The sequence below is a fragment of the Candidatus Mesenet endosymbiont of Phosphuga atrata genome (genome assembly GCF_964020175.1).
GTDB lineage: Bacteria > Pseudomonadota > Alphaproteobacteria > Rickettsiales > Anaplasmataceae > Mesenet.
Genome location: NZ_OZ026541.1, coordinates 251,350 through 263,425, shown reverse-complemented (window position 1 = coordinate 263,425; position 12,076 = coordinate 251,350). Strand labels below are relative to the sequence as shown.

10 protein-coding genes and 1 pseudogene are annotated in these 12,076 nt (G+C 31.4%); all 11 read left to right on the top strand.

The annotated features are described in order from the left end of the window. The first annotated feature begins 191 nt into the window (after positions 1-191). The 11 genes and pseudogenes from AACL09_RS01220 (at position 192) to AACL09_RS01170 (ending at position 11,972) form a co-directional block, all read left to right on the top strand. On the top strand, positions 192-320 hold the full coding sequence (locus AACL09_RS01220; RefSeq protein ID WP_339048253.1) for a hypothetical protein: 129 nt from the start codon (positions 192-194) through the stop codon (positions 318-320). Positions 321-331: 11 nt separating this feature from the next. Continuing rightward, positions 332-712: a hypothetical protein gene (locus AACL09_RS01215; RefSeq protein WP_339048251.1), complete on the top strand. Its 381-nt coding sequence runs from the start codon at positions 332-334 to the stop codon at positions 710-712. Beyond that, on the top strand, positions 675-1,133 hold the full coding sequence (locus tag AACL09_RS01210) for a hypothetical protein (protein WP_339048249.1): 459 nt from the start codon (positions 675-677) through the stop codon (positions 1,131-1,133). The genes AACL09_RS01215 and AACL09_RS01210 overlap by 38 nt, the downstream gene beginning before the upstream one ends. A gap of 310 nt (positions 1,134-1,443) precedes the next feature. Then, a complete protein-coding gene (locus AACL09_RS01205; RefSeq protein WP_339048247.1) occupies positions 1,444-4,035 on the top strand; it encodes an ankyrin repeat domain-containing protein in 2,592 nt (863 codons plus the stop codon). A 65-nt stretch (positions 4,036-4,100) separates the two neighbouring features. After that, entirely contained in the window at positions 4,101-4,646 is a 546-nt protein-coding gene (gene ppa / locus AACL09_RS01200; RefSeq protein ID WP_339048954.1) for an inorganic diphosphatase, read from the top strand. Positions 4,647-4,738: 92 nt separating this feature from the next. Then, a complete protein-coding gene (locus AACL09_RS01195; RefSeq protein WP_339048245.1) occupies positions 4,739-6,934 on the top strand; it encodes a TRAP transporter permease in 2,196 nt (731 codons plus the stop codon). Next, positions 6,919-7,506, top strand: a complete 588-nt coding sequence (locus AACL09_RS01190) for a CvpA family protein (protein ID WP_339048243.1) — start codon at positions 6,919-6,921, stop codon at positions 7,504-7,506. Before AACL09_RS01195 ends, AACL09_RS01190 begins: the two co-directional genes overlap by 16 nt. 139 nt (positions 7,507-7,645) lie before the next feature. Next, positions 7,646-9,037: a class II fumarate hydratase gene (gene fumC / locus AACL09_RS01185; protein ID WP_339048241.1), complete on the top strand. Its 1,392-nt coding sequence runs from the start codon at positions 7,646-7,648 to the stop codon at positions 9,035-9,037. Positions 9,038-9,219: 182 nt separating this feature from the next. Continuing rightward, a complete protein-coding gene (locus AACL09_RS01180; RefSeq protein ID WP_339048239.1) occupies positions 9,220-10,776 on the top strand; it encodes an ankyrin repeat domain-containing protein in 1,557 nt (518 codons plus the stop codon). A 112-nt stretch (positions 10,777-10,888) separates the two neighbouring features. After that, on the top strand, positions 10,889-11,026 hold the full coding sequence (locus AACL09_RS01175) for a hypothetical protein (protein ID WP_339048237.1): 138 nt from the start codon (positions 10,889-10,891) through the stop codon (positions 11,024-11,026). A 176-nt stretch (positions 11,027-11,202) separates the two neighbouring features. After that, a pseudogene (locus tag AACL09_RS01170) lies at positions 11,203-11,972 on the top strand (transposase family protein). Positions 11,973-12,076 lie beyond the last annotated feature (104 nt).

The following is a 12,076-nucleotide window of genomic DNA, read 5'->3' as shown; positions in this document are numbered from 1 at the left end:
AAAGATACCATCTTCCTTTATGGAAAAGGTTTGTAGTGTGAAAAAGTTATTCTGTGGAAGTTCTGTAGGTAAAACTTAGATTTAATAAGCTATTGTTATTTTACTAGAAGACCTATCTATAGAAGTATCAAATTTTTAATTATTTTGTATTTATAGTAATAGTGACATAATTATCTTGCTTAAAAGGGATTATGACAGAAAGTATTAGAGAAGATGTTGATATAGCGTCTATAATTAAAACTGAAGTAAACAAGCTTAATTGCGACAAACTCAGAGCTCAAGAGAGTAAAACAAAAGATGTGACATCTAAACATATATAGACTTGACTAGAATGAGTGAAGTTCTGATTGTTAATGGAACAAAAATAGATCCAAGGTTAGTAAAGAATTTACTTAGTGAAGTAGAAAATAATCCTGATAATAAAGTTCTTAAGAGCTTGATTAACAATAAATTAGATCATGAAACAATTAAGGTATTAGCTAGTAAACCGGAAGAAAAAGAGGGTTTTTCTAATCTGCTATATTATTGCAATAAGCAATACTATCACTCAATTCTTGCAGAAGTTTTCACAAAAATCTTTCAATATGTTGGAGCAAAAATTCCAGATGAACATCTTATATCTGAATTAATCATAAATTTAAATCAAGCTGGATATCAAGGTACTTTATATCACAATGTGTTTGCACCTAGTGCAGCTAAATGCAACTTATAGCAGTGCACAAGTGATATATATTAATTGTAACAGTTCCAATGAAATAAAATTTAAAATTGATGAAAAAATGGATATGTCAAAGTCAGATTATAATAATCTAGCAAAAGAAGTACTAGCATCTTTATCTAGCTCGGTTATGTTCATATTGCAAAGCGATAGAAATAATAATGTAAGTTATACAGGTGGAAAGTTATCAGATATTACCCTTCAAGTATCAGAAGGATTTGATTTAGAGAAAAATGAAAATTTGTTTTCTAAATTTATAGAATGGATCAAAATTTTTATGGAAAATAGTTTTGGCATAAGATTAGATAAAGCAAGCGTAAGAATAACAAAACTCGATAAGCCAAATAGTAAAATGGAAGATGCAACAGTGCAACCTTGTGAACAGAAATTAGTGCCTCATGCTATGGGCATCTAAAAGGCTAAAGTTAGTATTTTGACATTATCTCTATGTATTAAGTAATATTCAACTGATATTTTTAGAAAATAAGTTTAAAAAGAAAGAGATGGGAAATTGATTCTTAGTAGGTTTTTTCTCGAATCTTCCGTTAAAAAATCTAAATTACGTACTTTATGCAAGTTAAACATAAACATCTAATATGAAGCAAAGTAACAGAATTCTTGTATCTAAGCAGAAGAATTCATTTAAAAGTTAAACCACTCCTCAAAGAAAATTCATAGACATGTCCTATTATATTTAGCGTCATAATATATTGGGGGATATAGTGATGTTAAGACATAAGCATTTTCATCAACATTATGTTACTGCATTATTAGAAAAAATAGTATACGGCATAAACAGTAATCATTATCTAGGTTTGTTGCTGTATTATATTAATTTTTTAATTAGAAGAGAATACACTGAGGAAACCTTTAAAGTACTGCAAAAGGTAATTGTTAAAAACAATTTTTTACTACAAAGAAGAGATTCTGGGTATGGATCGGATTTTGAAAGCTACTCATCAGACTCTGAAGAAATTCTATATGAAAATTATGAAAAAGTTAATCAATATGATGCTAATGATACGGGATTATATGAAGAGATAGTAAAAAGAATAACTAAAACGCTAATTAATGCTGGAATTAATATAGGAACATATAAATATGAAAGGGTAGAAACGCCACTGCATTGGGCTACAAGGGAAAATAATATTAATCTTATAAACTTCTTTATAGAGTTGGGAGTTGATATTGAAATTCAAAATAAAAGCGGGGCAACAGCATTACACATGGCAGCTATAAATGATAATTTTAATATTATTACAGAGCTGACTAAACAAAAATCAAATCAAGAATTGAAGGCATTAATTGAACAAGGATTAAGTAAAGAACTGCTTAAACAAAGATTAAAAACTAACATAAAGGACAATAAAGGTAATACACCACTATTTTTTGCTGTATCTTGTGAAAATTACGAGATAGTAAAATCTTTGCTTGCTGCCGGTGCAGATCCAAATGTCTTTTGCCCACTGGGTGATGACTTTTATATAAAAACTCCTGAACTACAAAATATAACATGCACGCCACTTCACCTTGCAGCACTTATAGGCAATTTTGGCTTAATTAACTTACTCATAGAGTATGGAGCAGATATTAATGCTGTATGCAAAAATAAAAAGTACTCTTGCCTTCATATGGCTGTTTTAGGTGTTACATGTTATTATGATGAAGGAATTAGTGAAGAAAAAGAGGAAGAATACTTAACAGTAGTTGAGTCTCTAATATCACAGTTCTCTAATCATATTAATAACCAAGATCATGAATATAATTCACCATTACATCGGGCAGTTAGCACACGACATGAAGAGACTATAAGAATTTTACTTGATCATGGAGCTTCAACACTAGTTTTTAGAAGAGGAGGATATACTGCCTTTCATGATGCCGTAAGTATAGGAAGCTTAGCTTTAGTAAAACTGCTATTGGAAAGTAGTGATGAAAGAGAAAAAGTAATTAATGCTGTTTATAGACCTGTTGAGGAAAATGGAGATGATATTTGTTTTCAATTCTCCCCTCTACACATGGCTATTAATACTTATATTGACTTCTTAAAGAGAAAAGAAGATTCACTAGAGTCATTTAATATAATAAAATACTTGTTGTCCTATTCTACCCTTGATCACAACATTCAAGACCTTCAAGGAAAAACCCCTCTACACTATGCAGTAGAAGATATTAAAGAAGATCAGTCAGCTTTAATTCTAATAAATGAACTCCTTACTGCAAATGATATCAATCCATTCATCAGAGATTGCCTTGGCAAAACCCCCATTGATTATGCTAAAGAGGGTAATAGGAGCAAGATATTACAAGCTTTCATTGATCACCAATATGGATCTGATAAGGATAATCTGCTTCATTTGGCTGTAAGTAATGGTGATAGTGAAGCAGTTGATTATTTAATTAAAAAAGGTATTGATGCTAACCTGCGTAATACTTCATATCATACGCCACTGCACTTAGCATCAGGAAATGGATATGTAGATGTAATAAAAATTTTAGTAACAGAGGGAAAAGCAAATCTTAATGTTTTTGATGCAAGAAATCACTCACCTATTCACTTTGCAATAAATAATAAGCAGTTGAATGTTGTGAAATTGTTGTTTGAACTGGGAGCAGATATTAATATAGTTAGTACTGGAAAGAATTCTACTCGATTATCGCCACTTCATGTTGCTGTAAGTAGTAGCAATGATGATAAGAAGAATCCATGTTTCGGTATAGTTGAATATTTAATTAATATCTCGCATTGCAAGATTAATTCACAAGATTATCAAAGTCAAACACCTCTGCACTATGCTATAGATGAACATAAGCTAAACATAGTTGCAGTTCTCTTAACAAAAAAGGACATCAATCCATTTAGCAAAGATGCTGAGAACAAGACCCCGATTGATTATTACATAGAGCAAAAAAAATATAATCATCCTATTTTAGATCAATATGCAGAAATACAAGAAGAAAGAAATGCAAAAATTAGAAGCTATCAGGTAAAGAAGTACTTTGTATACACATTGACTTTATGTGCAATAAATTCTGCTTTTGCTGGAATATATACAAGCCTGGGGAATATAGCTTTAGACATAAGTTTAGTACTCATAATTAACATTGCTGCACTGGCTTGTTGCTTGATTATCAATAAGTGCGTAGAAAGGGCAATTGAAGAGAAGTTTAAAAATAAAGCTTCAGATCTTTTTAATGGTTATATTCAAGCTGAAGAACAATTAAACCATGTAATAGAAAATTGTAGTGATCTACCAATACCTAGCAAACTAGATTGTATTAATAAACAAAGTTTTTCTCAAAGGGAAATTTTGTAGATAGAATTTAAAATTGCAAAAATTTAGCTGATCTAGTATATTATATTTTTAAATGATTATATATGATAGATATAAGTAAGATTACTGCTGGTGAAAATCCTCCTAAAGTAGTTAATGCGATTATTGAGATTGGTGCAAATTCATATCCTATTAAGTATGAGTTTGATAAAGAAATAGGTCTATTGCAGGTTGATAGATTTTTATCAACAGCTATGCATTACCCGTGCAATTACGGCTTTATTCCCAAAACTCATGCTGAAGATGGTGATCCAGTAGATATTTTAATTTTAACACAATTTCCTTTAATACCAAAAGCTATAATATCTGTTCGTCCAATAGGGGTGCTTTCTATGTCTGATGAAGCAGGAGTTGATGCAAAAATATTATCCGTACCTACTTCTAAGGTTGACCCTTATTACGATAACATAGGTAATTATTCTGACTTACCTAAATCTTTACTGGATAAAATTGCTCACTTTTTCTCTCATTATAAGCAATTGGAAAAAAATAAAGAGGTTAAAGTAGAAGGATGGCATAGTATAGAAAAAGCACATAAAATTATTGAATTTTGTAAAATAATGTTAGTTTTAGTGCCTCTGTTAAGCTTTTAAATTGACTCATATATGTTAAAATCAACGTATATGTTAATAATATAATGCAAAAGGCTAAAGAAATAAAATTGAATAGTTGCAGGAATAATAATGTGATAAGAGCTATAATAGATAATATAGCTCTGATTTGGTCAATATTTCAGATACTTATTGCTTCTCCTGTTCTTATCTGGCTTTCAGCACATTTGGGTTTTGTGGCAGTATTATTAAACGACTTTCAGCTTCGCTTAATACATTTAAGCTTTGCGTTATTTTTAACTTTTCTCTCTTCTTCAGAACCTTATAGCCAACATAATAAGATTTCTGTAATCAATTGGACATTAGCATTAATCTCGTCTTTTCTAGTGCTTTATCTATTTATATTCTACGAAGAATTGGCAGTTAGAGTTGCAATGCCAACTAATATTGATCTAATTATTTCAATAGCTGGAATTTTACTTCTGCTTGAAGCTGCAAGAAGAACTGTTGGCATGCCTATTGTCATTATCAGCTCTATTTTTTTACTGTATTCATATTTTGGGCAGTATATGCCTATAATTGTAGCACACAAAGGCAATTCTCTCAGTGCAATTGCTTCGCATGAATGGTTATCATCAGAAGGGGTATTTGGAGTTGCTTTAGCTACTTCAGCAAATTTTATCTTTCTTTATGTATTATTTGGTGCATTACTTGAAAAAGCTGGAGGCGGAGAATTTTTTATAAAATTATCTTTTGCTTTGCTTGCAAGATTTACTGGTGGTCCAGCAAAAGCTGCTGTAGTTGCTTCTGGTCTTATGGGTATGATTTCTGGCTCTTCTATGGCAAATACTATCACTATAGGAACTTTTACTATCCCCCTTATGAAAAAAATGGGTTTGAGTGCAGAAAAGGCAGCTGCAATTGAAGTATCGGCTGGAGTAAACGCGCAAATTATGCCTCCGGTAATGGGAGCAGCAGCCTTTTTAATATCAGAGTTTCTATCAATACCATATGCTTTAATTGTCAAATATGCCATAGTCCCAGCCATTTTAATCTATATAACGTTACTATATATTGTACACCTTGAGGCTTGCAAATTAAACGCCAATATAGGCGATGACATGAATAAGAAAACTAATTTCAATTATTACACTCTACTTACATCTTTAATATCAATTTGCTGTTTTATTATTTTTTGCGGAGTAATTTATTTTGTAATACAAGGCATTTATCATTTTCTTGGAGCTACAGGTTACAGTATTTACCCTATCTCTCTTTTAGTTATATCTATTTACGTACTAACATTATGGTATCAGTCTCAGTATGAAAAAAGTGATAGTAATTCATTAAGACAAACACTCATATCTGGATTACATTATTTTATTCCTGTATCTATCCTAATTTGGTGTTTAACAATAGAGAAAATGTCGTCTGCTTTATCATGCTATTGGACTATAATATTTCTTATATTTATGTTGCTGACAAAGGATATAATTACATCCTTTTTTAGAAAGGAAAAAGTAAATATAGCGAGTAAGCTAAAAAGTAATTTAAATAACTTACGTGAGGCTATGGTTATTGGTGCAAAAAATATGATACCAGTTGCAATTGCAACTGGTACTGCAGGTGTTTTGGTTGGTTCAGTATCACTTACAGGCTTTGGGTTATCAATTGGCAATCTAATAGAAAATCTAGCAAATGGAAGTTTACTTATAACGCTTATTTTAACAGCAATAATATGCATTATTTTAGGAATGGGGATGCCAACTACTGCTTGCTATATAGTTGTTTCAACTCTCATGATTCCTATTTTAAATCATATTATACAGTTAAATGAATTTGATATTGCTCAAATAGCGCTACATTTATTTGTATTTTATTTTGGTCTAATGGCAGATGTTACCCCTCCAGTTGGTTTAGCCTCTTATGCTGCAGCTGCAATAGCACAGGCTAATGCATTTAAAGTTGGTATCCAAGCTTTTCTTTATAATATCAGAACAATGCTAGTACCATTTGCGTTTGTTTTTAATAATGAATTAATTTTGTATAAAATAAAAAGTGTGCCACACTCTATATGTACTATAATTACATCCCTAATTGGTTTAATTGCAATATCTTCTGGTATGCAAGGGTATTTTATTAGGGTAAGTAAATTTTACGAATCGGTTTTACTTTTTATGGTAGGTTTTATTTTACTTTTTCCTAGAGCAATTGTTGCTTTTGTTCCTGTACATACTGGTTACGCGTATGCATTATGTGGAATTATTTTGCTGAGCGTAATTTTTTTGCAAAATAGATTTAAAGGTACAAGTAAATGTTTGATGTCATAGTTATTTTTGTAATTATTCTTTGTATTTTTGTTGCTTTCATGAGAGGAGGGCTAAAAGAGCTATTTGGACTGGTAGGAATGTTTTTATCAGTAATACTGACAATAAATCACTTTGATTTCTTTAAAATGAACTATATGAATACAAAATATATAGAATCAGAATTAGTAGCAAATATTCTTTCTACAATTTCTATTTGTGCCATTATTACTATAGCCATTATAATAGTAAATAATTGGATTATGTATGTGCTAAATCCCATAAGGCTTGGCGTTACAGATAGATTAAGTGGTATATTTGTTGGTGTTTTAAAAGGTATTATATTTTCTTCTATTATATTTTTTGCGATAGAGGTTTATTGTTTTACTTTCTATACTAAGAGCGAAAATGAGGGCAGTAGTGCAGAAGACGTTCTACCAGGTTGGCTGACTGATTCGCATTTTTATCCTATGTTTCACGTAATTGAAAATAGTTTAAATACATATGTACCACAATCGATACATTCTAAGATAGAAAAGCTTGGTTCTAATTTAAAGGATGCTGTGGATAAAAAATTACAAGAGAAAGAAAAGTAGGAGGAAAATAAGCAGAAAAATAAAGAAATTAAAAAACATAAGAAAGATAAGTAACTCTATATTCCTTTAATATTATAAGATTTTAAAATATTGGACTTAAGCTTCAAAAGTTATAAATTTAAATATTTAAAATAGTAGTATGAGTGATACTAGAATAGAATCTGATAGCTTAGGAGAAATAGCTGTTCCAAGTAATCATTACTGGGGGGCACAAACCCAGCGCTCTTTGGAAAATTTCAAGATTGGCTCAGAAAAAATGCCAATTTCTTTGATTAAAGCTTTAGCAATAGTGAAACTAGCTGCAGCGCGTATTAATATAAGATATGGAGATATTGCAAGTGATGTAGGCAGTGCTATTTGTCAAGCAGCGCAAGAAATAATAGATGGCAGGTTTGATGAAGAATTTCCACTTGTTATTTGGCAAACTGGTTCTGGTACTCAGACCAATATGAATATCAATGAGGTCATAGCTAATCGCGCAATAGAGATAATGGGGGGGATCATTGGAAGTAAATCTCCAGTGCATCCAAATGATCATGTTAATTACGGGCAATCTTCAAACGATACCTTTCCAACAGCAATGCATATAGCTGCAGCTAAGCAGGTAAATGATCCGCTTATTTCTAACATGCAAGAATTACATAAAACATTAGATTTAAAATCACAGGAGTTCGAGCAAATTGTCAAAGTTGGACGCACTCATTTGCAAGATGCAACTCCACTTACTTTGGGACAAGAATTTTCTGGTTATGCAGCTCAAATTCAAAAGGGTATCGAGAGAGTAAAAGCTGCTTTAACAAACATATATGAGCTTGCACAGGGGGGCACTGCAGTTGGTACGGGTCTTAATACTAAGAAAAACTTTGCTTTAGATTTTGCAAAGGAAGTAGCAGAAATAACGAATCTACCTTTTGTAACAGCAAAAAATAAATTTGAAGCACTAGCAGCGAATGATGCATTAGTTGAACTGAGTGGAGCATTAAATACAGCTGCAGTAAGTATCATGAAAATTGCAAATGATATAAGACTTTTAGCATCAGGACCAAGATGCGGTATTGGAGAAATAATATTACCGACTAACGAACCAGGATCCTCAATCATGCCAGGAAAGGTAAATCCAACTCAATGTGAAGCAATCACTATGGTATGCGCTCAAGTAATGGGAAATCATACAACCGTTACAATCGGTGGTAGTAATGGTCATTTTGAGCTAAATGTTTTTAAACCAGTAATTATATATAATGTACTGCAGTCAATTCAACTCTTAGCTGATGCTAGTATTAATTTCAGTAATAAATGCATCGTTGGAATTCAGGCTAACAAAAAAAGAATATCAGATTTATTAAATCAATCTTTAATGCTAGTTACCGCTTTAAATACTCATATAGGTTATGACAATGCAGCAAAAATAGCAAAATATGCCTATGATAAGAACATCACTCTCAAAGAAGCTGCTGTAGAGCTCGAGTTGCTTGATGAGCAAAAATTTGATGAGATCATAAAGCCAGAAAATATGATTAGCCCTAAATAAACTAGTCGTGTTAGAAGCATATAGGAAAATTCCAATTAATTTTCAGATTTATATTATCTTTTTCCCAACTACTCAATCTATAGAATAGAGTTAAACTAAAATTCATCAAAAATAACTATACTCATATAAGAATAAAAAATACGCTCAAGCGTATATATAATATGCTATTGGTTAGGGGGAACATGCCAATACAGGGAACAGAAGAAAGTAATATCGTTGACCAACTGCAAGTTGTTTATAGATTGGATGATGAACTAGAAACTAGTAGTGAATCGTCAGATTCTGGTATTGATTCTCCCAAATTTAATGATGCTCAGGAACCAGATGATTGTGAGAGTACTTTACCTAATGATACTCATAACCTACACAGCAGAATAGAAAGGATTTTTCAGGTATTTGATGTAATACAATATTGTGGTAATATAGATAAATTACCATGCATACTTGCTTTACTCTCTTCCTCTATTAAGAGGGCTCCCAATATAAACTATGATGATCTAATTTACAAAGAAGCTTTTGATTTCTTTATAAAGCAGGGTATTAATGTTAACTCACAAAATGAATATGGGCTTACACCACTTCATTTAGCAATAGAAATTGGTGACATTGAAGCAGTAAGATATTTACTTGCTAGAGAAGGCATAAACCCGTTTATCCAAAACAATAATGGTAAAACGCCATTTGACTACGCTGAAGGAAAAACAGAAATATTGCAAATGCTGATTGAAGCTGAGTATAAATATGGTAGTGGCAAAATTAAGTTTTTTCACCTTACTGTACAACTTAATCAAATTGAAATAGTAAGATATTTAATAAAAGAGCAAAAATATCTTCTTGACCTAAAGGATTTACATCACTCACTACACATTGCAGCAATGGAAGGCTATGCTGATATGGTAAAATATCTGATTGCAAGAGGTGCTGATGTAAATTATGTTTCTCCACTTGAATACACAGCACTAATTCTTGCTACAATCTATATTGGTAATAATGAAGAAAACCGTTTAAAGACGATAAAGTTATTAGTTGAAAATGGAGCAGACGTTAATTTCATCTCTCAAGATGAAGGAGTTTTATTTCAAGAATCAGCATTGCATTTTGCTGTAGAACGCTTTATTAAAAACAACAATGAAGATTCATTAGATATCGTTTCGTATCTGTTATCCTTACCTAAGCTAAATGTTAACATTTGTGATGATCGCAATGAAACAGTACTGCATTATGTAGTAAAAAGTAAACTAGATGTAAATAGTCAATTAAAAATTTTAGGTACTTTGTTGACAAGAAAAGATATTGACCTTTTAGTTGCAGATAATAAGGGCAAAATTCCTCTTGATTACGCTCAAAAACCAATTTTGGATGTTTTATGTAAATATATAAAAATTAAAAACAATTATGAAACTGCCAATAATAGCAATTCAGCTTCGTACTGTTTAGCTACACTAATGATAGCAACTAGTTTTATGTTGATTGTAGGGAGTAGCATCTTATTAAACGACGCAATAGCAATGCAAGATGATTATGCGCATTATATGTGTGCTAGCTTTATTGTAATAGCAGCAGTTGGTATGTTGAGTGGTGTTAATATCTTAACACGTAATTATATCGAAAAAAAAGGAATAAAGGAAAATTTTGAATATCAGATAGAAAAATTGATCAAAAATAGTGACAATATCAGTAATGCATTAGCTCAACCAAAAATAGAAAATATACCAGATATGAACTCTAACTATAGATGAGGGGAAGAGTAAAGGAAATATCACACATCATGCCATTATCAGCATTGCTTAAATTGCTGCTAATGATTTGGTATTACTCAATTTACAGATACAGTAACTAACCGCATTTGATATGTCAGCAAAAGAAGTTGATGATGCTGTTGCTAAGCTTTCCAATGTTTATAATATTGACATTGATAAAATGGGTAAATGTGATAAATTATTTATCTTACAGCTAAAGCAAGGTGGCAACTTTAAATATAAGTGGTAAAATAGTTTGGTTGGATATTATTCAAGCAAGCTAATAATTTTATTAGTTTAGACCAGCCAAAGTTGCAATGATAATATATGCTATAATTCCAAACTGCAGGATAGGAAATTCCAAGAGACATTAGACTTCTTTCGAAAGAAGTCTAAAATAAGAAAAGAGGAGATTTCAAAATGGAGATAAAATATAAAATAGTAAAAGAGTTAGAGGATGAGAAATTTCGCAAGGAGTAAAAAGGTCAACATTTGATAAAATAGTAGAGAGAAGCAAATAAGAGAAAAAAGGCTAAAGGTGGTAGGAAAAATAAATTAAGTGAAGAGGATATGCTGCTTATGGTATTGGAATATCTCCGTGAATATCGAACATATTTTCATATTACGCAAAGCTATGGGAGAGTGCAGCTTATAAAACGGTAAAGTGGGTAGAATAATAAAGCACCAAGATTTTGTGTTACCGAATCGAAAAGAATTGTTAAAAAATGATATGGAATATGAAGTTTTAGTAATAGATAGTACAGAAACACCTATAGAAAGACCCAAAAAAAGCAACGAATTCAGGTAAGAAGAAAAAACATACACTCAAAACTCAGTTAATTATAGGAAAACAGAACAAAAAGATTATATGTACATCTTTTTCGAACGGTATGATTTTAGGATGTTTAAGGAATCAAAACTACATATATTACCAGACGTTAAAGTTCTGGCAGATAGTGCCTACAGAGGAATGCAGAAGCTGCATAAAAACGCGTATTTGCCTCACAGAAAGACGAAAAAGAAGCCATTGAATAGGGAACAAAAGAAAAGGAACTTATGAGTGAAAGAGTAATAGTAGAAAACATAATTGGCTTGTTGAAAAGATTTAATCGGATAGATATAGAAACAGACGTAAACGTTTTGCTCTGAGGTTCAATTTAATCGCTGGTATTTACAATTTTGAACTTTCTATTTGAGTTTCGAAAGAGGTCTATTGAGGAACTTTATTAATGCTGTTACTTGGACCATATAAATTTTCACCAACAAGCTTAAGATGCTATAAAGAGCAAAGATGGCATAC